The organism is Ruegeria sp. BHSC029, assembly GCF_059613085.1.
In genome coordinates this window covers 134,348-155,390 of record NZ_JBXWRU010000002.1, presented here as the reverse complement: position 1 = coordinate 155,390, position 21,043 = coordinate 134,348, and the positions used below count along the sequence as shown (strand labels likewise).

At 60.9% G+C, this 21,043-nt stretch carries 18 protein-coding genes; 10 read left to right on the top strand and 8 right to left on the bottom strand.

Going from position 1 to position 21,043, the window contains the following annotated elements:
- The first annotated feature begins 101 nt into the window (after nucleotides 1–101).
- The 3 genes from AC2FML_RS04370 to AC2FML_RS04360 all read left to right on the top strand — a co-directional run bounded on the left by AC2FML_RS04370 (nucleotide 102) and on the right by AC2FML_RS04360 (nucleotide 2,231).
- Nucleotides 102–608, top strand: coding sequence for a peptidylprolyl isomerase (locus AC2FML_RS04370; RefSeq protein WP_496782161.1), 507 nt, complete (start codon nucleotides 102–104; stop codon nucleotides 606–608).
- Nucleotides 601–1,146, top strand: a complete 546-nt coding sequence (locus AC2FML_RS04365) for a peptidylprolyl isomerase (protein WP_170338115.1) — start codon at nucleotides 601–603, stop codon at nucleotides 1,144–1,146. Before AC2FML_RS04370 ends, AC2FML_RS04365 begins: the two co-directional genes overlap by 8 nt.
- Nucleotides 1,147–1,268: 122 nt before the next feature.
- Nucleotides 1,269–2,231 (top strand): DUF3179 domain-containing protein, encoded by a 963-nt coding sequence (locus AC2FML_RS04360; protein ID WP_496782159.1) that lies wholly within the window; start codon nucleotides 1,269–1,271, stop codon nucleotides 2,229–2,231.
- Nucleotides 2,232–2,247: 16 nt separating this feature from the next.
- Here the strand turns inward: AC2FML_RS04360 and AC2FML_RS04355 are convergent, their stop codons facing one another.
- The 6 genes from AC2FML_RS04355 to AC2FML_RS04330 all read right to left on the bottom strand — a co-directional run bounded on the left by AC2FML_RS04355 (nucleotide 2,248) and on the right by AC2FML_RS04330 (nucleotide 7,926).
- The gene (locus AC2FML_RS04355) at nucleotides 2,248–3,537 is read right to left on the bottom strand and encodes a hypothetical protein (protein ID WP_496782157.1); all 1,290 of its coding nucleotides are present in this window, start codon (nucleotides 3,535–3,537) and stop codon (nucleotides 2,248–2,250) included.
- A 168-nt stretch (nucleotides 3,538–3,705) separates the two neighbouring features.
- The gene (gene aqpZ / locus AC2FML_RS04350) at nucleotides 3,706–4,395 is read right to left on the bottom strand and encodes an aquaporin Z (protein WP_170455643.1); all 690 of its coding nucleotides are present in this window, start codon (nucleotides 4,393–4,395) and stop codon (nucleotides 3,706–3,708) included.
- A 179-nt stretch (nucleotides 4,396–4,574) separates the two neighbouring features.
- Nucleotides 4,575–5,078 carry a bactofilin family protein gene (locus tag AC2FML_RS04345; RefSeq protein WP_170338122.1) on the bottom strand — a complete coding sequence of 168 codons (504 nt, stop codon included), beginning with the start codon at nucleotides 5,076–5,078 and terminating at the stop codon, nucleotides 4,575–4,577.
- On the bottom strand, nucleotides 5,068–6,393 hold the full coding sequence (locus tag AC2FML_RS04340) for a DUF5930 domain-containing protein (RefSeq protein ID WP_170358803.1): 1,326 nt from the start codon (nucleotides 6,391–6,393) through the stop codon (nucleotides 5,068–5,070). Before AC2FML_RS04340 ends, AC2FML_RS04345 begins: the two co-directional genes overlap by 11 nt.
- Before the next feature lie 175 nt (nucleotides 6,394–6,568).
- Entirely contained in the window at nucleotides 6,569–7,387 is an 819-nt protein-coding gene (locus AC2FML_RS04335) for a ferritin-like domain-containing protein (protein ID WP_170443710.1), read from the bottom strand.
- Nucleotides 7,388–7,464: 77 nt separating this feature from the next.
- Nucleotides 7,465–7,926, bottom strand: coding sequence for a peroxiredoxin (locus tag AC2FML_RS04330; RefSeq protein WP_496735498.1), 462 nt, complete (start codon nucleotides 7,924–7,926; stop codon nucleotides 7,465–7,467).
- 68 nt (nucleotides 7,927–7,994) lie between these two features.
- Between AC2FML_RS04330 and AC2FML_RS04325 the strand changes: the two genes are divergently transcribed.
- The 4 genes from AC2FML_RS04325 (at nucleotide 7,995) to AC2FML_RS04310 (ending at nucleotide 14,539) form a co-directional block, all read left to right on the top strand.
- Nucleotides 7,995–11,381, top strand: coding sequence for a YhdP family protein (locus AC2FML_RS04325; RefSeq protein ID WP_496782154.1), 3,387 nt, complete (start codon nucleotides 7,995–7,997; stop codon nucleotides 11,379–11,381).
- A gap of 44 nt (nucleotides 11,382–11,425) precedes the next feature.
- The gene (gene queA / locus AC2FML_RS04320) at nucleotides 11,426–12,472 is read left to right on the top strand and encodes a tRNA preQ1(34) S-adenosylmethionine ribosyltransferase-isomerase QueA (protein WP_170368918.1); all 1,047 of its coding nucleotides are present in this window, start codon (nucleotides 11,426–11,428) and stop codon (nucleotides 12,470–12,472) included.
- 108 nt (nucleotides 12,473–12,580) lie between these two features.
- Complete coding sequence (locus tag AC2FML_RS04315; RefSeq protein ID WP_170358807.1) at nucleotides 12,581–13,852, top strand: MFS transporter; 1,272 nt, start codon at nucleotides 12,581–12,583, stop codon at nucleotides 13,850–13,852.
- 108 nt (nucleotides 13,853–13,960) lie between these two features.
- A complete protein-coding gene (locus tag AC2FML_RS04310) occupies nucleotides 13,961–14,539 on the top strand; it encodes a DUF924 family protein (RefSeq protein ID WP_170338132.1) in 579 nt (192 codons plus the stop codon).
- Here AC2FML_RS04310 and AC2FML_RS04305 read toward each other — a convergent pair.
- Complete coding sequence (locus tag AC2FML_RS04305) at nucleotides 14,536–14,967, bottom strand: hypothetical protein (protein WP_496782152.1); 432 nt, start codon at nucleotides 14,965–14,967, stop codon at nucleotides 14,536–14,538. The genes AC2FML_RS04310 and AC2FML_RS04305 overlap by 4 nt on opposite strands.
- Before the next feature lie 211 nt (nucleotides 14,968–15,178).
- Here AC2FML_RS04305 and lpdA point away from each other — a divergent pair, with 211 nt between their 5' ends.
- Nucleotides 15,179–16,573 (top strand): dihydrolipoyl dehydrogenase, encoded by a 1,395-nt coding sequence (gene lpdA, locus AC2FML_RS04300; RefSeq protein ID WP_170358809.1) that lies wholly within the window; start codon nucleotides 15,179–15,181, stop codon nucleotides 16,571–16,573.
- Nucleotides 16,574–16,731: 158 nt separating this feature from the next.
- Here lpdA and AC2FML_RS04295 read toward each other — a convergent pair whose 3' ends face one another.
- On the bottom strand, nucleotides 16,732–18,117 hold the full coding sequence (locus AC2FML_RS04295; protein WP_496782150.1) for a dipeptidase: 1,386 nt from the start codon (nucleotides 18,115–18,117) through the stop codon (nucleotides 16,732–16,734).
- 341 nt (nucleotides 18,118–18,458) lie between these two features.
- Here AC2FML_RS04295 and hemA point away from each other — a divergent pair, with 341 nt between their 5' ends.
- Nucleotides 18,459–19,682, top strand: a complete 1,224-nt coding sequence (hemA, locus tag AC2FML_RS04290; protein WP_170338140.1) for a 5-aminolevulinate synthase — start codon at nucleotides 18,459–18,461, stop codon at nucleotides 19,680–19,682.
- A gap of 129 nt (nucleotides 19,683–19,811) precedes the next feature.
- Entirely contained in the window at nucleotides 19,812–21,032 is a 1,221-nt protein-coding gene (locus AC2FML_RS04285) for a helix-turn-helix domain-containing protein (protein ID WP_170338648.1), read from the top strand.
- Nucleotides 21,033–21,043: the final 11 nt, after the last annotated feature.

Sequence of the window (21,043 nt, the reverse complement as noted above, 5' to 3'; positions counted from 1 at the left end):
CGGTTCTTTTCCTGCATTTTGCCCTCAGGTCAATGCGTCACTTGGCTTTCGCGCGTCTGGCGCATAGGTATTTGCGCAAATCAATTCCACAGGAGGGCCCCATGGCCGAGATCAAGGATCCCGAAAACATCATCATCATCGAGCTGAAGGACGGCAACGTCGTCATCGAACTGCTGCCCGACGTGGCGCCTCAGCACAGCGAGCGCATGAAGGAACTGGCGCGCGCGGGCGAGTATGACAACGTGGCCTTTCACCGGGTGATCGACGGCTTCATGGCCCAGACCGGCGACGTGCAGCACGGCGATATGGAAGACGGCTTCAACATCCGCATGGCAGGCACTGGCGGGTCGTCCTTGCCGAACCTTCCGGCCGAGTTTTCCAAGCTGCCGCATGACCGGGGCACGCTGGGTGCCGCCCGTTCGGCCAACCCGAACTCGGCCAACTCGCAGTTCTTCATCAACTTCAAGGACAACCATTTCCTGAACGGCCAATACACCGTCTATGGCCGCGTGATCGAGGGGATGGAGCATGTCGATGCCATCACCCGTGGTGAGCCGCCTGCGAACCCCGACCGCATGATCAGCGTCAAGGTGGCCGCCGATGTATAAGCTGGCCGCCGTTTTTACCTTGTTGGCCAGCCCCGCGCTGGCCGCAGGCCTGCAGATCGAAGTCGAGGGCGAGGCCAACGGCACGATCACCATCGACCTGTTCGAAGACGTCGCGCCCAAGCATGTCGAGCAGATCACCGCTCTGGCCGCCGAAGGCAAGTATGACGGGGTGGTGTTCCACCGTGTGATCGAGGGGTTCATGGCACAGACCGGGGACGTGGAATACGGTAAACTGGGCAGCGACATGCGTCGCGCCGGTACCGGCGGTTCAAGCCGTCCGGACCTGCCTGCCGAGTTTTCCGAAGTTCCGTACGAGCGCGGCATTGTCGGAATGGCTCGCGCCAGCAATCCGAACAGCGCAAATTCGCAGTTCTTCATCATGTTCGAACCGGCCCCGACCCTGAATGGCCAGTACACGGTGGTGGGCAAGGTGACCGACGGCATGGACGTTGTTGATGCGATCAAACGCGGCACAGGCCCGAACGGCGCGGTGGTCGGCCAACCGGACGTCATGACCAAGGTGACCGTCACCGAATGATCCCTGGACCCGGCGCGGATTGCGCGCCGGGTTGTCCGCGCACGGCGCTTCACGTCCCTGTGTAAGGGGCTTGGCCCGGCCGCACGGCCTGACGCACGATGGCAGGTAGCCAAAGGTGCCTCATGCGATGCCGTCTGTTTGCCCTTCTGCTGTTCTGCGCAACCGCGGTGTCCGCGGACCCGAACCTGTGGCGCGACGAATGGCCCAAAACCGATTTTGCGGTCACCTCGATCGGTGACTGGTCTGAGGTCCGGTCCGGCGGACCGCCGAAAGACGGCATCCCTGCCATCGACAAACCCGAGTTTGTCCCGGCTTCGGCGGAAACCGGGTTGGGGCTGACCGAGGCCGTGATCACGGTGGAACTGCCCGGTAAGCGCTCGCGCGCCTATCCCCTGCGTTACCTGATCTGGCATGAGATCGTGAATGATCGCATCGGCAACCGTCCAGTCGCGGTTACATATTGCCCATTGTGCAATTCGGGGCTGGTTTTTGATCGGCGTATCCCGGGACGGGTTCTCAGTTTCGGCGTGTCCGGCAAGCTGCGAAATTCGGACATGATCATGTATGACCGCGAAACCGAAAGCTGGTGGCAGCAAGCCACCGGCGAAGCGATTGTGGGCCAGCTGACCGGTACCCAGTTGACAGCGCTGCCAGCGTGGATGGAAGGGTGGGATCAGTTCCGCAAGCGCAATCCCGACGGTCTGGTGATGGCCGAGCCGAATTTTGCGCGGGACTACTGGCGCAACCCTTATCGCGGGTATGACAGCGCGCGCAGACCGTTCCTGTATGACGGCGCGCTGCCTCCGCATGGTATTCACCCGCTCGAACGGGTGGTGCGTGTCGGTGAGCGGGCCTGGCCTCTGACGCGATTGCGTGCGGCTGGGCGATTGTTAGAAGCAGGCGTTGTCATCGTTTGGTCGGCGGGGCAGGCTTCGGCTCTGGACGCCGGGCGCGTCGACAAGGGACGCGACATAGGATCGATCCGCGTCACGGATGGTGCCGGACGGGATGTCGTGCATGATGTGATGTTCGCGTTTGCCTTCCACGCCTTCTGGCCCGACGGTATCTGGATGACAGGGCGCTGACCCGCGCGCCGCGCGATCAATTCACCTGTCTGGCAACGCTCCGGGTCCAGCCGCTCAGGCCGCGTCGGATGCGGGCCAGAAGACCGTATTCGTTCACGTGCTTTTTGTAGGCTCGGTAGGACGGCGCGCGTGACAGGCAGCGCTCTTCGTGCCAGGCCCGTGCGAAATAGATCAGGTTCACACCCAGCAGGGCCAGACAGTTGGCCAGGCCTGCCCAAAAGTCGACCGCGATGAACGGGATCGAAATCATCCACCAGGTGATGTTCTTGCTGATGTAGGACGGGTGTTTGCTGATGTTGTAGGGAAAGTCACAGGCCAGCCCGCGATAGGTCAGGTTCGAGAACCGCAGACCCATGCGCGCGGCGGTCAGGCAATAGACCGCCAGGAAGAACAGGATGGTGCCGCCCCACAATCCGTAGAGGACAGGGTAATCCCACAGCCAGACACCCCAGGCGAACCCATCCTCGACATAGTTGAAATAGCTGCGCGACAGCAGTTGCCAGAACGGGGCATAGCAGATCACGCAGACCAGCCATCCGCTCACCGTCGTCTCGGTCCAGCGGATGTGAGAGGTCAGAAGCCGGGTGGCGGTGGCATAGCCGATGGTGACGATCGTCAAGTCCAGAAAGAAGGCAAAGCGGTAGAGATATGCGTAGATCTGTTGAAAGTCCTGCGCATCCCACAGCGAACGGGTCTGCAGAAAGCTCCAGTCATAAACCAGATAGCAGAACATCAGTGGCAGAAAGAACCCTTTGACGCCCAGCCCAAGAAGAAAGGATTTCAACTCGCGGGCCCCGGTGGATTGGCGGCCGAAAGACAAAACCACACGTCCCAGATGCCACATGCCGTCGCGAGGATGTCGCATCGAGAAATGAACCGCCGTGACAACGGAAAGGACAATCGCAAGGATCAGCGGCCAGTAGTCGCCGAACAGCGAAAAGAACGGCTGATACCATTCATCCCGGTAGAGGTCGGCGGTGGAGTAGAACAGCGCAAGCAGCGCAAGACTGGCCGCCAGACCAATAAGTTTGATCCAGAAATCAGCCAGATACGCCGGGTTTTTGAAGTTTTCCGGGTTGTAGACCAAACCGCTGCCCGGCTTGCGATGGATTCTGGCGATGAAAATCTCGGATAGGGCCAGAATGGCAAAGATCGTCAGAGCGAACAGAACAGTCTGATCCCGATCAGAGACCGCGCCGAGGTCTGGCCAGAAATAATGAACCAGCGGAATACTGGCCATCGCAATCCAGGCGGTGGATGCGGGAATTGCGGAAGCGGGGCGCCGGAACTTTGGCCAGGAAATCATGATCAGGTCTTTCACAGAGTTCTGCGAATTCTGGCGGTTCGTTCCGGAAATTCAACCACCCTGATCCGACCGGTCGAATTCTTGCCGCGGGTGTGGCCCACGCAACCGTATAACAGAGTCACCTCCCGGCGTAGGCCGGGAGGGGGTTTGCATTAGTAGGACGGGTTTCTATTCGTCCGAGGCCATCATTTTCCAGATCGCGGCCCCCAAAGCGCCACCTATCAGCGGGGCGACCCAGAACAGCCACAGCTGCGCCAAGGCGGGGCCATCGGCAAACAGCGCCACCCCGGTCGAGCGGGCCGGGTTCACCGACGTATTGGTGACCGGGATCGAAATCAGGTGGATCAGCGTCAGCCCAAGACCGATGGCAATGGGCGCGAACCCGGCCGGAGCCTTTTCGGATGTCGCGCCCAGAATGATGATAAGGAAGAAGGCGGTCAAAACGATCTCGATCACCAGCGCCGACATCATCGAGTATCCTTCGGGCGAGGCCCCGCCATACCCGTTCGAGGCAAAGCTGCCAACGCCTTCGAAGCCGGGTGCGCCGCTGACGATCACGTACAGAACGGCTGCGGCCAGTATCGCTCCAAGCACCTGCGAAGCCCAGTAGGGCAGCAGATCCTTGGACGGGAAACGCCCACCGATCATCAGCCCGAGGCTGACGGCGGGGTTGAAGTGACCACCCGATATGTGGCCGACCGCAAAGGCCATGGTCAGGACCGTCAGGCCGAAGGCGAACGACACGCCCAGCCATCCGATGCCCACATCGGCGACCCCGGCAGCCAGCACCGCGCTGCCACAACCGCCGAGAACCAGCCAGAACGTGCCGAAGAATTCGGCCATCAGTTTTGCTCGCATGATAAAACCTCCCAATTTCAACGAGGTGAAGTTTAATTCAAAAAACACCTTTTGTGAAAATGTATCGCGCGTGCAGGGCTTTGCGGCCCTGATAGGGGTCCGGATTGTTGTCTGATGGGCATAGAAAAACGCCGCGGACAGTGGCCGCGGCGTTCTTGGAATTCGGTACTCGGAGCGGTTTACTGGCTGACTTCAGCCGCCGGATTGGCTCCGGTTTTGCCGCTGCGTCCCGGGTTCAGCGGATCGTCCTGACGCTGAACCGAGCCTTCGAAATGCGCGCCGCTTTCGATGGCGATGGTCTTGTGGATGATGTCGCCCTCAACCCGGGCGGTCGAGGTCAGACGTACTTTCAGACCCCGTACACGACCCACGATGCGGCCGTTCACGACCACGTCATCTGCGGTCACTTCGCCTTTGATGGTCGCGGTTTCGCCGATAGTCAGCAGATGCGCACGGATGTCGCCTTCGACGGTTCCTTCGACCTGGATGTCACCGGTGGTCTTGATGTTGCCGGTGATGTGCAGGTCCGACGACAGAACCGATGCCGGCGGCTTGGGCTTGGGCGCGGTGCTTGCGGCCTTCTGTTCGGTCGGGGCAGGGGTCGCCTGAGGCGCCGGGGCTGCCGGCTTGGCCGTTTCGGATGCCTTGGGTGCGGGCTCGTTGATTTTGCTTTTAGAAAACATTGTTCGCAGCCTTGATGAAGTCCATTGGGTTTACAGGTTTTCCGTTCACGCGCACCTCGTAGTGCAGATGCGTTCCGGTCGACCGTCCAGAATTACCCATATCAGCAATGTGATCCCCGCGCGAGACCCTTTGGCCGACCTTCACGCGGATCTTCGAGTTATGGGCATAAAGTGTCTCAACCCCGAAGGCGTGCTTTATCTTGATCAGACGGCCATAACCGGATTGCCAGCCCGCATGGGTCACGACACCGTCGGCGGTGGCGAAGATATCCGTGCCCGTCGGGGCCGCAAAGTCGGTGCCCTTGTGCATCCGGCGCCCGCCGGTTTTGGGGTCGCGGCGATAACCATATCCGCTGGTGAACCGGAACGCCGATTTGACCGGTGTGGCAAACGGGGCCTTTTCGGCCGCTATGCGATACAGATTCAGCTGGTCCATCTGCTGCAGAAGCTGATTTGCGCGCACCTCATCTGCCGAAAGCTCTTCGCCGCGGGTGCTGAAGGAAATCGGCGTCAGCGGGCCGCCCATGCCGCTGTAGCCGCGCCGCACTTCGTCAAGCATCCGGTCGGTGGGCATTCCGGCCTCGCGGAACATCTTGTCCAGCGGTTCAACAGAGATCACCATGGCTTCTTCCAACTGGCGGAAGATCTCGTCATTGCGTTCCTGCATCAGCAGGATTTCCAGCTCAAGCTCATCGCGCTGGTCCAGTGCCGCCTGTGCATCAGTTGCGATCTGGTCCCGCTGCTGTGCTGTCCGGGTCAGGGCGTCGGCCATGAATTCGATCTGTGCCGGAGCGGCAGAGGCGAACATCGCAACCGATGCGCCATCGGATTTCTCCTGAAGCTCGGCGAGTTGCGCCCGGGCTTCCTCACGTTGCTTCATGGTCGACCGCAGGGTGGTCTGAATCACCTCGATGCCGGTTTCCAGCTCGCGTCGACGGTTTTCGGATTCCAGCAGTTCCGACTGCATCGCCGAGATCTGCTGAAGCGCCGAGTTGAACCGGGCGTGCGCGGCCAGTGCTTCCTGGGCCCGCGCGTCGCGTTCCTGCGACAGGATGTTCAGCCGTTCCTGATAGGTCGCCTGATCGCGCTTGGCCTGTTCACGGAAGTTGCCCGACCCGATGCTGTCCATCAGCAGGATCGCCGTGGCGACCGCCGTCCAGCCGACCATGATCGAAACGCCAAGTGCTGCCACGATCTGCGTCTCCGAGCTGAGCCGGATGAAGCGTGTGTCATTGTCGGATTTCAGGAAGACCCGGCGTTCCGGGAAGTGCCGTTCGAGCAGTGAGTGTAGTTTGATTGCCAGACGGGTTCTCACGCGCCTTACCTCTCATCCCCAATGTCGGGACCGGTCGTGAGTGGATCGCCGCCCCTTGGGCCGATTGCTTAAAGGGCCGGTCCCGGTTGGGCAAGTTTGTTAACCGATTGGTCGACAATTACGGTGTTTTCCCGCACGTCATCGGCAGAAAATTGCCGAAAGCGGCGCGATTCCGTCAGCGTTTCGCGTCTCCCGGGGGCGGCAGATCCTCGGTCAAAGGCCAGTAGAAATCGGGCGGCAGGCCGGCTTCGGCCCGCTTTTCCTCGTTGAAGGGCGGCTTGAGCGCGCCATGAAAATAGCGCCGGACCAGTTGGTGGAACACGTCCTTGGGGTCGGCATTCTCGCGGCCGCACAGAAAGTGGAACCATTTCGAGCCATAGGCTACATGCCCGACTTCTTCGGCATAGATCACTTCAAGCGCGGCCACGGCCTGATCGGCCTTGGCCTTGCGGAAGATGTCGATCATGCCCGGTGTCACGTCGAGGCCGCGCGCCTCGAGCACCATCGGCACCACCGCCAGCCGGCCCATCAGGTCTTCGGCGGTGTCCTCGGCCGCACGCCACATCCCGGCATGGGCCGGGAGGTCGCCGTAGTGGCTGCCCATCGCTTCCAGGCAGTCGCAGATCATTTCGAAATGGCGCGATTCCTCCTCGGCGCATTTTACCCAGTCGTCGTAGAAACCGACCGGCATCGGCACATGCCCGAACCGGGCGATGATGTCCCAGTGCAGGTCCACGGCATTCAACTCGATATGGGCCACAGCGTGCAGCAGCGCGATGCGTCCAGCCTCCGAGCCGGGGCGACGGCGCGGCACGTCGCGCGGCGACAGCAGCTCGGGCTTGTCAGGACGCGACGGATGCAACGGTGGCGTGGCTGTCCCGACTTCGATCGCGGGGGCGTCGCTGTTGCGCGCCGCAAACCATTTGGCGGCATAGCGTTTGGAAAGGGCGGTCTTGGACCGCCCATCCGCAGTGGTCAGAACCTCGGTTGCCATCTGGGTCAGGGTTTTGGCCACGGTAATCCTCGGGTTGGATGAAAACTGCCGCCTCTTAGACCGGATGGCTCGCAGCGTCAAAGCGCGCGTACGGCCTCCAGCACCTCATCCACATGGCCGGGAACTTTGACCTTGCGCCAGACGCGGGCGATCTTTCCGTCGGCGTCGATCAGGAAGGTCGAGCGCTCGATCCCCATCGACTTCTTGCCATACATGTTTTTTTCGACCCAGACGCCGTAAACCTCGCACACGGTCGAACCTTCGTCGGACAGCAGCGGAGTGGTCAGCCCGTGCTTGGCGACGAACTTGTCGTGCTTGGCGACACTGTCGCGAGAGATGCCGAAAACCTGTGCACCGGCGTCGGCAAAGGATTGAAGCTGCTCCGAGAAACCGATGGATTCCTTGGTGCAGCCCGGCGTATCATCGCGGGGATAAAAGAACAGAACAACGGGACGACCTCGCAGGTCCGACAGGGTGACCGTGCCGCCGCCATCGCGGGGCAAGGTGAAATCGGGGGCGATGTCTGCAACGTCAGGCATTTTGAACTCCGGTCAGGATTTGTAGGTGATGCCGCGTATCATAGGGCGGCTCGGGCAGGTTGAAAGACGTGGACGGCAAATTGGCGCAAGACGAACAGGACGAGGCTGAGAAGGGCGGGAAACCGCTGCGCCGCCGATCCCGTCGGCGGACAGCCGGGCTGTGGGCCTTGCGCGGGGTGTTCCTGCTGGTGTTTCTGGCCGTCCTGTCCGGGGTCATGGTGTTTGGCCATCGGATCCACGCGCCGGAATGGCTGCGCGACCGGGTCGAAACGCGTCTGGAAAACGCTTTGGGCGGCCTGCAGATCCGGTTCGGCGATGTCAGCTTTATCATCAATCAGGAATGGCGCCCGCGTCTGCGGCTCAGCGATGTTTCGATCAGCGACGCCGAGGGGCGCCAAATCGCTCAGGTCTCAAGCATGCAGGCCAGCCTGGCGATGCGCCCGCTGCTGCGCGGCCATGTCCGGCCCAAGCGGATCACCCTCAACGGCGCGCAGATCGCATTGACCCGAGCCGAGGACGGATCGCTCTCGCTGACCGTCGGTTCCGGCAGCGCGCCCGTGCAGAATGCGCCAACCTTGGCCGAATTGATCGAACAGTCCGATCAGGTGTTCCTGTCACCGGTCCTGTCGGCCCTGACCTCGGTCGAGCTTGACGCCATTACGCTGGATTATCGGGATCTGCGCCTTGGGCGGTCCTGGGTTCTGGACGGCGGGCATATTCTGGCGACGCGGAGCGAAGGCGCCCTGCGCTTGGCGACCGGGTTCTCGGTGTTGGCGGGCCGTGACTATGTCAGCATGATCGAAGCGAACTACACCAGCACGCTCGGCTCACCCGAGGCGCAGTTCGGGATTTCGATCACCGATCTTCCGGCGACCGACGTGGCGGCGCAATCCCCGGCACTGGCCTGGTTGCAGGTATTGGACACGCCGATCTCGGGCGCATTGCGCGGCAGTATCGACGGGGCCGGCGCGCTCGGGCCGGTATTCGCAACCTTGAACCTTGGGGCCGGGGCCGTTCAGCCCAACCCCGAGACCCGACCGGTTCCGTTCGACTCGGCCCGCACGTATTTCACCTATGACCCGGCGCAGCAGGTTCTGGATTTCAACGAGGTTTCCGTGGTTTCGGGCTGGGGCAGCGTACAGGGCGAGGGCAAAGCCTATCTGAAGGGTGTAGAGGCCGGCGCGCTGGAAAGCATGGCGGTGCAGTTCCGTCTGAACGGTATCCGGGTGAACCCAGCCGACCTGTTCGTTGATGCACTAGAGGTCAAGCAGGCCGATCTGGACTTTCAAGTGCGCCTGAACCCCTTCCGGCTGCAGCTGGGGCAGGTCGTGGTCGAGGATGGCGAAGACCTATTGCGCGCTTCGGGCGAGCTTGTGGGCCTGCCGGAGGGGTGGAGCGTGGATCTGAACGCGCGGCTGGGGCACATGGCATCGGACAAGCTGCTGCATTACTGGCCGCCCCGATTGGCTCCGAAGCCGCGCAAATGGGTTACCGAGAACCTGTACGAAGGCAATCTGTCGGACATGGACTTCGTTCTGAGACTGCGGCCCGGAGATTCCAAGCCCGAACTGTATCTTGATTTCGATTTCGATGATGCGCTGGTTCGGTTTGCCAAGACCTTGCCACCGATCCAAGGCGGGCGTGGGCAGGCCACGCTGATTGGCCGTCGATTCACGGTGACCGCCCGCAAGGGCGTGGTGATCGCCGATGACGGTGGCGCGGTTGATGCCTCTGGGACGTCGTTCATCATCCCGGATACAGACATCAAAAAGAATACACCGGGCATTGTGCGTGTTCAGGCCAGTGGCAGTGTGACCTCGGCCTTGTCGTTGCTTGACCGGGCGCCGCTGCAATTGCTGACCAAGGCAAACCTTCCGGTTGATCTGGCTTCGGGCAGCGTGCGACTGGGCGGCACTCTGTCTCTGCCCTTGATCAAGGGGTTGAAATTCGAGGACACGCAATTTCACTTTCTGGGAGAATTGATTGATCTGGATACGGAAAAACTGGTTCCGGGCTTCCGCATCAGCGCCGCCAAACTGCGCCTGAGCGGGGATCAGACCCAGGTGGCCATAGACGGAGACGGTCTGTTCGGTGAGGTGCCGATACAGGCGACTTGGCGACAACCGATCGGCGGCAAGACAGCACAACGCAGCACACTCAGTGGGCAGATCGAACTGTCCCCGCGGTTGATGGATGAACTGAAGGCCGGATTGCCGTCCGGTATGCTGACCGGGCAAGGCGTGGCTGAGATCAGTCTTGGAATTGGAGGGGGAGAGCCGACAAAGCTGACCGCGACCTCTGATCTGGTCGGCGTCGGAATGGCAATTCCCGAACTGGGGTGGCAAAAATCCGCAGCCACTGCCGGGACGTTGGCCACCGAGGCGACGCTGGGCGATCAACTGCGAGTGGACAGCCTGCGGATTGATGCCGCCGGATTGCGCGCGGTGGCCTCGATCTCGATCGCAAATGGCGCTTTGGATCGGGTTCAGTTCAGTTCTTTTGAACTGGGCGATTGGTTGGCTGTTCCGGCCGAGTTGATCGGCCGTGGTGCCGCGGCGCCGGATATCCGCGTTTTGGGCGGCGTTCTCAACCTGGGCAAAGCGACGTTCGGCAGCGGCAGCGGCGGCGGCGCGTCATCGGGTCGAGGTCCGAACCTTGACGTGGCGCTGGACCGGCTGCAGGTGACCGAGGAAGTGGCCCTGACCGGTTTGAAGGGCAATTTCGAAACGACCGGAGGGTTGAAGGGTGGATTTTCCGCTCAGGTCAACGGAGGCGCCCCGGTCCAGGGGCAGGTTGTGCCCAGCGGATCGCGCAGTGCGGTCAGCCTGCAATCCGTGGACGCCGGTGCGGTACTGCGGTCTGCCGGTTTGTTGACCCAGGCCAGAGGAGGAAAGCTGCAACTCCGGTTGAATCCGGTGGCTGGCCCGGGCAACTACGATCTGACCCTGAAAATCACGGACACGCGGATCCAGGATGCTCCGGCCATGGCGGCGTTGCTGAATGCCATCAGTCTGGTCGGTCTACTGACCGAGATGGCCGGGCAGGGGATCTACTTCTCATCAATCGACAGCGAGATGCGGATCACGCCGACCGAGGTCAAGATTCTCAGCGGCAGTGCGGTTGGACCGTCGATGGGGCTGTCCTTCGACGGGACTGTGGATACCGAACGAAAGTTCCTGAACCTGCGCGGCGCGATCTCTCCTATCTATATGGTGAACGCGATTGGCAGCGTCCTGACCAAGAAGGGCGAGGGCGTTTTCGCGTTCAACTATACGCTGGTGGGCCCGATCTCGGCCCCGCAAGTGTCGGTGAACCCGCTGTCCGGTCTGGCGCCACTGTTTCTGCGCAACCTGCTGCGAGAACCTGCCCCAACCGTTTCCGACGGCCCAAATGCAACGCCTGTCGCACCGGACGGACCCAGCCCGTCGGTGGGAAGCCGGGGCGAGGACCGCTGACGCAGAGTGTGGCCGAATCTGTTCGGGCGATGTATGGCGCGGCCATGAAGCTGAGTGATTTCGATTTCGACCTGCCAGATGACCTGATTGCCACGCGGCCCGCCAGCCCGCGGTCTTCGGCGCGCCTGCTGGTGGCACAGGGTGACGCGATCTCGGATGATCGGGTGTTCAACCTGCCCGACTGGCTTCGCCCCGGTGATCGGCTGGTGCTGAACGACACGCGCGTCATCCCGGCCCGGCTGAGCGGCCGGCGTCATCGCGACAGCGCCCAGGGTCCGGTCTCGGCCGCGATCGAGGCCACCTTGCTTGAGCCCCGCGCCGACGGCACCTGGGGCGCATTGCTGAAACCGCTCAAGAAGATCCGGGTGGGCGAAGAGATCGTGTTCTCCGACGACCTCAGCGCGGTTCTGGAAGGGGTCGCTGACGGCCAGGCCCATCTGCGCTTCAATCTGAAGGGCGATGATTTCGATCGGGCGCTCGAGCAGGCCGGAGCAATGCCTTTGCCCCCCTACATCGCGGCCAAACGGCCGGCGGACGAGCGTGACAAGACCGATTATCAGACCGTTTGGGCGCGGCAGGCCGGGGCTGTGGCGGCACCGACCGCCTCTCTGCACTTTGACGAGCCATTGTTGCAGGCCCTTGCGGATCGGGGAGTCGAGTTCACCCATGTTACCCTGCACGTCGGGGCCGGAACGTTCCTGCCGGTCAAGGTCGAGGATGTGACGACCCACAAGATGCACGCCGAATGGGGACAGGTCAGCCCGCAGGCCGCAGCCGAGATTCAGGCGACCAAAGCCTCGGGTGGTCGCGTCATCCCGGTCGGCACCACCGCCTTGCGACTGATCGAAAGTGCCGCGCGCGATGGATCGATCCAGCCTTGGGAGGGGGAGACCGACATCTTCATCTACCCCGGCTTCCAGTTTCAGGTCACCGACGCGCTGATGACCAATTTCCATCTGCCGAAATCGACGCTTCTGATGCTGGTTTCGGCGCTGATGGGACCGGACAGGATGCTGCGGGTCTATGATCATGCGATCAAAAGTGGCTATCGCTTTTTTTCCTATGGAGACGCGTCGCTTTTGATCCCTTAGAGGGCGGGATCGCGGGATCGAATCTGGCGAATGTCGTAGACAAGCGCGACCGGGACATCGTTTGATCCTTTAACGAAAGCCATTGTTCAGCGGATTTGGAGTGCAAACATGCTTCAGGTACTTGCCAGCGCGTGGGCGCTTCTACTCGGAATGGGTCTGCTGATGATCGGCAACGGCCTGCAGGGCACCCTGTTGGGTGTCCGGGGCGAGATCGAAGGGTTTTCGACCCTGCAGATGTCATTTGTCATGTCCGCGTATTTCGTGGGCTTTCTGGGCGGATCCCGTCTTGCACCCGAGATGATACGGCGGGTCGGGCACGTGCGGGTCTTCGCGGCGCTGGCGTCCTTCATCTCTGCCGTGATGATCAGCTATCCGATGCTGACCGATCCAATCGCGTGGTCGCTGGGCCGTGTTGTGATCGGGTTCTGCTTTTCCGGCGTGTACGTGACCGCCGAAAGCTGGCTGAACAACGCCGCGAGCAACGAAAACCGTGGCCAGGCTTTGTCGCTTTACATGATCGTCCAGATGATCGGTATTGTCAGCGCGCAGGCACTGATGCTTGTCGGTGACCCGGCCGGGTACGAAACCTTTGTGATTGCCTCGATCCTGGTTTCCGTTTCCTTTGCGCCGATCCTTTTGTCGATTTCACCGACGCCGGCGTTTGATACGACCAAGCCGATGACGCTCAGGCAGTTGATGGACACGTCGCCCTTGGGCTGTGTTGGCATGTTCCTGTTGGGTGGCATCTTCTCGGCTCAGTTCGGCATGGCCGCGGTTTACGGCGCGCGGGCCGGGCTGACACTGGTCGAGATTTCGACCTTCGTGGCGTCATTCTACATTGGCGCGTTGGTTCTGCAGTATCCGTTGGGCTGGTTTTCGGATCGTATGGACCGGCGCCTGTTGATCCTGCTGGTGTCGGTCGTGGGCGGCATCAGTGCGGCGGTGGGCATGGTTTTCGGGGTCGACTTCCCGGTTTTGCTGGCTGCGGCCTTTGTCATCGGTGGTATGTCCAATCCGCTGTATTCCCTGCTGATCGCCTACACCAACGACTACCTCGAACACGAAGATATGGCAGCCGCGTCCGGCGGGCTGATTTTCATCAACGGGCTCGGTGCAATTGCCGGCCCGCTGATCACCGGCTGGTTGATGGGGGATGCCGTGTTCGGGCCGTCCGGCTTCTTCCTGTTCATTGCCGCACTACTGTTTGCCATGGCGGTCTATGCGGTCTACCGGATGACCCAGCGGGCCTCGGTGCCCGTGGACGAAACCGGCACCATGTCGCCGCTGTACCCGACGGCATCGCCGGTCGCACTGGAAGTTGCGCAAGAAGTCGCGATCGAAGCCGCGCAGGACGAAGAGGAAGAACACCAACCTGCCTGACCGCCGGATTTATGTCGTCAATGTTGCAATATGTTACTGTAACAAGTCTGTAAAACCGACTTATATGACGTTACGTCCCTCGGGGGGGAACAGACGGAGTCAAGGGCAATGGTTGGTCCTGAAGAAGTACTGAGTTTCTGGTTGGATGAAGTAGGCCCCGAGGGGTGGTACCGCGAAGATGAAGCGCTGGATGCGCAGATACGGGACCGCTTCCTTGAGACATGGCAAGCCGCGTGCGAGGGTAAGTTCTCTCTGTGGTTGACATATCCCAGCGGATCGCTGGCCTACATCATCCTCATGGACCAGTTTCCGCGCAACATGTTCCGAGGCAGCGGCAAAGCCTTCTCATCCGACAAGGCGGCACTGGCAGCAGCGAAATGTGCCGTCGACAAGGAATGGGATCTGAAGATCGACGAGCCAGCCCGACAGTTCTTCTACCTGCCGATGATGCACTCAGAGAACCTGTGCGATCAGGAGCGCTGTGTGCGCCTGATGTGCCAGCGCATGCCGGAACATGGTGCAAGCAATCTGCTGCATGCCCGCGCCCATCGTGAGGTGATCCGCAAGTTTGGGCGTTTCCCATACCGCAACGCGGCGCTAGCCCGTGAGACCACGGCACCCGAAGCCGCATATGTCAGCGGCGGCGGATACGGCACAACGGTGCGTGAGTTGCAGGCGGCGGGTTAGGCCGCCTTCCCACATCCGCGCAATTCGATCAGCCTGGCCGTTGTGGCATCGACGGCCGTGGTGACTGCGTAATCAATCAGTAGCTGAGGGTTTTCGACCAGTTCGTTGAGGCGGGCCTGCGTGGTTTCCAGCTTGGCCTGGACCTCGTCCAATCGCACCAGCGCCTGCTGAAGCTTCTGCTTCAACTCCGGCTCATCATCTCCCAGGATGCGAATACCGGACAGATCAGCGCGCAGACTTGCAAGATCCTCTCGGACGCCCTGCGCCTGTTCACGCAGCGGCTGAACGATTTGCAGGCTTTCTCTGAAGTTGTCCTGAATATTCTCGACGCTTCGCGCCAGCTTCCAACCAAGGAACAGACACAGAGCCACAAGGATCAGTGTGGCGTTCAAAAGGGCAAGCAACAAATCTTTGAGAGTCTTGGCCATGATTGGTTTCCCTAAAATCTGCAGATCCGAAATTCGAACATGGTTGCAGGTCTTTTCTAGCCTTCAAGGGGCGCGGGGTATAGGCTGAATACCGCGCGCTCTTGTTTTGATGACCCTGCGTCACATATGTCGCGGGGCAGCATATTGATGCGTTCAAAAAAATAGTTTAACGGTAAACTAGTTTTCAATCGACCTGCGCCGAGAGGTAAACATGGCTGCACAATCCTTTGATCTGATCGTAATCGGTGCGGGCCCCGGCGGCTATGTGGCTGCCATTCGTGCGGCCCAACTAGGCCTCAAGACCGCCGTGGTCGAGCGCGAGCATCTGGGCGGCATCTGCCTGAACTGGGGCTGCATCCCGACCAAGGCCTTGCTGCGGTCGGCCGAAGTGTTCCACCTGATGGAGCGCGCAAAGGATTTCGGTCTGAGTGCCGACAAGATCGGTTACGATCTGGACGCGGTCGTCAAACGCTCGCGCGGGGTTGCCAAGCAACTGACCAGCGGCGTCGGTCATCTGCTGAAGAAGAACAAAGTCACCGTCGTGATGGGCGAGGCGACAATCCCGTCGAAAGGCAAAGTGACGGTCAAGACCGACAAGGGCACCGAGGATCTGACGGCGAAGAACATCATCTTGGCCACCGGTGCCCGTGCGCGCGAGTTGCCGGGCCTGGAAGCAGATGGCGATCTGGTCTGGACCTACAAACATGCGCTGCAACCGGCCCGGATGCCGAAAAAGCTGCTTGTTATCGGGTCCGGAGCGATCGGGATCGAGTTTGCCAGCTTCTACAATACGTTGGGCGCAGACACGACCGTGGTCGAAGTGATGGATCGGGTCTTGCCGGTCGAAGATGCCGAGATCAGCGCGTTCGCCAAGAAATCGTTTGTCAAACAGGGCATGAAGATCATGGAGAAATCCATGGTCAAGCAGCTGGATCGCGGCAAAGGCAAGGTGACGGCTCATATCGAAACCGGCGGCAAGGTCGAAAAGCACGATTTCGATACTGTCATCTCTGCCGTTGGGATCGTCGGAAATGTCGAGAACCTCGGGCTTGAGGCGCTGGGCGTCAAAATTGACCGCACCCATGTGGTGACGGATGCATACTGCCGGACCGGGGTCGATGGCCTCTATGCAATCGGCGACATCGCCGGGGCGCCTTGGCTTGCGCACAAGGCCAGCCACGAAGGCGTGATGGTCGCAGAACTCATCGCTGGCAAACATGCCCATCCCGTGAAACCGGAGAGCATCGCTGGATGTACCTATTGTCATCCCCAGGTCGCGTCGGTTGGCTATACCGAGGCCAAGGCCAAGGAGCTTGGCTTTGATGTCAAGGTGGGCCGCTTCCCGTTCATCGGCAATGGCAAGGCAATTGCATTGGGCGAGCCGGAAGGCATGATAAAAACCGTATTCGACGCGAAAACCGGCGAGTTGCTGGGCGCCCATATGGTTGGTGCGGAAGTGACCGAACTGATTCAGGGCTATGTCGTCGGTCGCCAGTTGGAGACTACCGAAGAAGACCTGATGAATACAGTCTTCCCGCACCCGACCTTGTCGGAAATGATGCATGAATCGGTTTTGGACGCCTACGGGCGCGTGATCCACATGTAAAACGGTCTGTCCGCGGGCTGCGGCTTATGGGGGCGGTGCCCCCGGCCGCGTTGCCCGCGACACCCCCGGGATACTGCCGGCCAGATGAAGTTCGCATCCGCGCTTCACCCGGCTCGGAATATCCCGGAGCGCAAGGCTGCGCCTTGCGATATTCGCGGCTATCGGCTCAGAGCGTCCAGAATTCGGGCCCACGAGCGGATCCCTTTGTGAAAGCTCTTCACGTCGTATTTTTCATTGGGCGAATGGATTGCGTCATCGTCGTTGGCATAGCCGACCAACATTGAATCCAGACCCAGGACCGTATTGAAATATCCCACCACCGGGATCGATCCTCCCATGCCGGTGAAAACGGCTTCGCGCCCCCATTCGTCGGACAGTGCGGCGCGTGCCGCTTCGAATTCCGGGCGATCCAGGTTCATCACGGATGCGGGGGAGCCCTCGAGATCATTGTCCCAGACGACTTTGGCGTCAGCAGAGAGCCGGTCTTCAACATGCTTCCGGATCTTGTCGCGCAGTTTGTCCGGGTCCATTTCACCGACCAGGCGACAGGTGATCTTGCAATGTGCCTTGCTGGGGATCACCGTTTTCGAACCGGCGCCGTTGTAGCCGCCCCACAACCCGTTGATCTCCAGCGTCGGGCGCGTCCACTGCTGTTCCAGGGTCGAGTACCCTTTCTCACCATGCGGTCGCGTGTAACCCACCGAGTTGAGGTATTCGGCCTCGTCGAAACCACAGTTCTCCCACTGGCGCAGCTGCTCGGCGGAGACTTCGTGGACCCCTTCGTAGAAACCTTCCACAGCGACCCGTCCGGTTTCCTCATCGTAGAACGAGGCAACGATCCGCGAGATTTCCCGCAGCGGGTTCAAGCCGGGGCCGCCGTAGTGGCCGGAATGCAGGTCGATGCGCGGACCGATGATGGTGAATTCGTCCTTGAGCATGCCGCGCAGTTGCGATGCGATCGAGGGCACACCGCGTGAGACCATCGAGGTGTCGCAGACCAGCGCCAGATCGGCCTTCAACTCTTCCTTGTTGGCCTCGAGAAATGGGACTAGCGAAGGTGAACCGGATTCCTCTTCGCCTTCGAAGAAAAATGTGATGCGGCAAGGCAGCTTGCCGTTGACCGCCTTCCAGGCGCGGCAAGCTTCGACAAATGTCATCAACTGGCCCTTGTCATCCGAAGAGCCCCGTCCGCGGATGACCTGACCGTGTTCTGTCTCTTCCAGCGCCGGGTCGAACGGGTCACGGTTCCACAGGTCCAAGGGATCAACGGGCTGCACATCGTAGTGGCCGTAGAACAGCACGTGCGGGGCGTCCGCATCGTCGCCGACATGGCCCACGACCATCGGGTGGCCCGGGGTGGGGTGCTTTTTCGCATCGATCCCGATGCTTTTGAGGTCGTCGACCAACCAGTCGGCTGCCTTGTCCACGTCTTTCTTGAAGGCCGGATCGGTGGAAATCGACGGGATTCGCAGAAACTCCATCAGCCGCTCGATGGAGGCTGAGAGGTCGGAGTCGATTTTGCTCAGAGTGGCGTCAAGCGACATGGGTGTACTCCTGAATGTATGAGATATTGCGGCGGACCCTAACAGCGCTGGCAGCGCCGTCCAGCCCGTAGCGGCGGGAAAACGCGCGTCTGATCGGAAACATTCTGCGCGAAACGGCACGTAACCTGCGTCGTTTCCTCGCGCCTTATGGTCTCAACTTTACTTGTCGCTGCGGGTTCAAGGCGATAATTGATGCAAATCAAAGTTGCGACCCCTGTCTGGGCGTTAGGCAGGAAACCTGAAAATAGGCGCGGATGCGGCCGAAAAATCGGTTATGATACGCATCGGAACACAGCCTTGCCGTGCAATCACCCTGCGGCGGGGTCACGAAGGAGGGTCCTTTGGACTACACTGCTCAGCTCGACTCAGCGATTGCCAGGCTGCACGACGAAGGCCGTTACCGGACCTTCATCGACATCGAACGCCGCAACGGACATTTTCCCCATGCCGTGCGTACGCGTCCCGACGGGTCACAGCAGAACATCACCGTCTGGTGCGGCAACGACTACCTTGGCATGGGGCAGCACCCCGTCGTGCTGGAGGCGATGCACGAGGCGATCGACGCAGCCGGAGCGGGCTCTGGCGGGACGCGCAACATCTCGGGGACGACCGTCTACCACAAGCGGCTCGAGGCCGAGCTGGCCGATCTGCACGGCAAGGAAGCGGCCCTGCTGTTCACCAGCGCCTACATCGCCAATGACGCCACGCTCAGCACGCTGCCCAAGCTGTTTCCCGGGCTGATCATCTATTCCGACGAGCTGAACCACGCGTCGATGATCGAAGGTGTCCGCCGAAATGGCGGGGCCAAGCGGATCTTCCGTCACAATGACGTTGAGCACCTGCGCGAGCTGCTGCAAGCCGACGATCCGGCGGCGCCGAAGCTGATCGCGTTCGAGTCGGTCTACTCGATGGATGGCGACTTCGGTCCGATCGAACAGATCTGTGATCTGGCCGACGAATTCGGCGCGCTGACCTATATCGACGAAGTGCACGCGGTTGGGATGTACGGCCCGCGCGGCGGCGGTGTGACCGAGAGAGACCGCCTGGCGCACCGGATCGACATCATCAATGGCACTTTGGCCAAAGCCTACGGCGTGATGGGTGGGTATATCGCAGCAAGCGCGAAGATGTGCGATGCGGTCCGTTCATATGCCCCGGGCTTCATCTTCACCACCTCGCTGCCACCATCGGTCGCGGCCGGTGCTGCGGCCTCGGTGGCGTATCTCAAGACAGCGCCCGAACTGCGTGAGCAGCATCAGACCCAAGCCAAGATCCTCAAGCTGCGACTGAAGGGTCTGGGCTTGCCGCTGATCGATCACGGCAGCCACATCGTTCCGGTGATCGTGGGCAACCCGGTGCACACCAAAAAGCTCAGCGACATGCTGCTGGATGACTACGGGATCTACGTGCAGCCGATCAATTTCCCGACCGTTCCTCGGGGAACCGAGCGTCTGCGCTTTACGCCTTCGCCGGTCCATGGACCCAACGAAATGAACCGTCTGGTCCAGGCCATGGACGAACTTTGGTCACATTGTGCGCTAAATCGCGCCGAACTTGCTGGTTAACCTAACGCCGACATGTGCAACTTGTTTGCCGCGTGTTAAGCTTACGCTAACAAAAGTAGCGGACGAATCGTTATGGGGATGATTCGCCGTTAGCGTGAAACACGCGATGGGCAGAATGGGGCAGCAGGAATGATTGGGCGCAGGACACAGCGCAATTCCGAAGAAGACGTGGACGTCAGGCCCAAGGGGTTCGACGACTACGAAGTACGGCTTGGCGACGTGATGCGCGGTGAGCGCGCAACGATGGGCAAGTCTCTTCTCGACGTACAGCGCGAACTGCGGATCAAGGCCAACTACATCGCTGCCATCGAGAATGCCGATCCCGACGCATTCGACACACCCGGCTTCATCGCCGGGTATGTGCGTTCTTACGCCCGTTATCTGGGGATGAACCCTGACGACACTTTTGCCGCGTTCTGCAAGGAAAGCGGGTTCGAAGTGGCCCATGGAATGTCTGCACAGGCATCGGTCGTCAAAAAATCGGTCGGGGACCTTCCGAACCGTGGCCCGATGGGGCGCGATCCGTTCATTTCGCCGAACACGCCCTACATTCCCGGCCGCGAGTCCGTGTTCAGCCAGATCGAGCCGCGCGCCGTAGGCTCGTCGCTTGTCCTCCTCGCGCTGATCGCCGGGATCGGATATGGCGGCTGGTCGGTTCTGAACAAGATCCAGCAGGTTCAGGTCTCGCCCGTCGAACAGGCCCCGGTCGTGCTGTCCGATCTTGACCCGCTGTCGGCCATCCGGACCGAGTCCGGAACGACCGAGGTTGCGGCCGCTGAAATTCCCAGCCCCGAAGCGCTGGACCGTCTCTACCGCCCCCAAGCACTGGATGTACCGGTGATGGTTGCACGGGATGCCCCGATTTCCACACTCGATCCTCGGACCGTAGGCACGTTCCGTCCGCCGGAAGTCCCGGAAATCGCGCTGGCTGAAATTCATACCGTCGAAAGAACTGCCGCGACCCTTCCACAGGTGGTTGAAAAGGTCGACACGTCGCTGAAAATCGTCGCGGTCGAACCGGCCTGGATGCGGGTCACCGCAGCGGATGGCAGCGTGATCTTCGAAGGCACGTTGGGAACCGTCGAAAACGGCAAGAGCTTTGAGGTTCCCTTGACGGAAGAGCCGCCGCAACTGCGGGCCGGTGCGTCGGGCAACGTGTATTTCTCGATGAACGGCGAGCTCTATGGGCCGGCTGGTGCACCGGGAACCGTCGCCAAGGGTGTGGTTCTGTCCAAGGACGCTGTGGCCGAGACTTATGCCGTGGCGGATCTTGAGGCTGAGCAAAACATTGCGCTCAAACAGCTGGTGGCTGAGCTTCAGACACAATCCGCCGAGGCGCCGGCAGAGTGATCTTGCCATTG

What these genes read in the sequence shown, in the direction of transcription:
- AC2FML_RS04370 (WP_496782161.1), top strand. Translation starts at nt 102, where the DNA reads ATGGCCGAGATCAAGGATCCCGAAAACATCATCATCATCGAGCTGAAG.
- AC2FML_RS04365 (WP_170338115.1), top strand. Translation starts at nt 601, where the DNA reads ATGTATAAGCTGGCCGCCGTTTTTACCTTGTTGGCCAGCCCCGCGCTG.
- AC2FML_RS04360 (WP_496782159.1), top strand. Translation starts at nt 1,269, where the DNA reads ATGCGATGCCGTCTGTTTGCCCTTCTGCTGTTCTGCGCAACCGCGGTG.
- AC2FML_RS04355 (WP_496782157.1), bottom strand. Translation starts at nt 3,537, where the DNA reads ATGATTTCCTGGCCAAAGTTCCGGCGCCCCGCTTCCGCAATTCCCGCA.
- aqpZ (WP_170455643.1), bottom strand. Translation starts at nt 4,395, where the DNA reads ATGCGAGCAAAACTGATGGCCGAATTCTTCGGCACGTTCTGGCTGGTT.
- AC2FML_RS04345 (WP_170338122.1), bottom strand. Translation starts at nt 5,078, where the DNA reads ATGTTTTCTAAAAGCAAAATCAACGAGCCCGCACCCAAGGCATCCGAA.
- AC2FML_RS04335 (WP_170443710.1), bottom strand. Translation starts at nt 7,387, where the DNA reads ATGGCAACCGAGGTTCTGACCACTGCGGATGGGCGGTCCAAGACCGCC.
- AC2FML_RS04330 (WP_496735498.1), bottom strand. Translation starts at nt 7,926, where the DNA reads ATGCCTGACGTTGCAGACATCGCCCCCGATTTCACCTTGCCCCGCGAT.
- queA (WP_170368918.1), top strand. Translation starts at nt 11,426, where the DNA reads ATGAAGCTGAGTGATTTCGATTTCGACCTGCCAGATGACCTGATTGCC.
- AC2FML_RS04315 (WP_170358807.1), top strand. Translation starts at nt 12,581, where the DNA reads ATGCTTCAGGTACTTGCCAGCGCGTGGGCGCTTCTACTCGGAATGGGT.
- AC2FML_RS04310 (WP_170338132.1), top strand. Translation starts at nt 13,961, where the DNA reads ATGGTTGGTCCTGAAGAAGTACTGAGTTTCTGGTTGGATGAAGTAGGC.
- AC2FML_RS04305 (WP_496782152.1), bottom strand. Translation starts at nt 14,967, where the DNA reads ATGGCCAAGACTCTCAAAGATTTGTTGCTTGCCCTTTTGAACGCCACA.
- lpdA (WP_170358809.1), top strand. Translation starts at nt 15,179, where the DNA reads ATGGCTGCACAATCCTTTGATCTGATCGTAATCGGTGCGGGCCCCGGC.
- AC2FML_RS04295 (WP_496782150.1), bottom strand. Translation starts at nt 18,117, where the DNA reads ATGTCGCTTGACGCCACTCTGAGCAAAATCGACTCCGACCTCTCAGCC.
- AC2FML_RS04285 (WP_170338648.1), top strand. Translation starts at nt 19,812, where the DNA reads ATGATTGGGCGCAGGACACAGCGCAATTCCGAAGAAGACGTGGACGTC.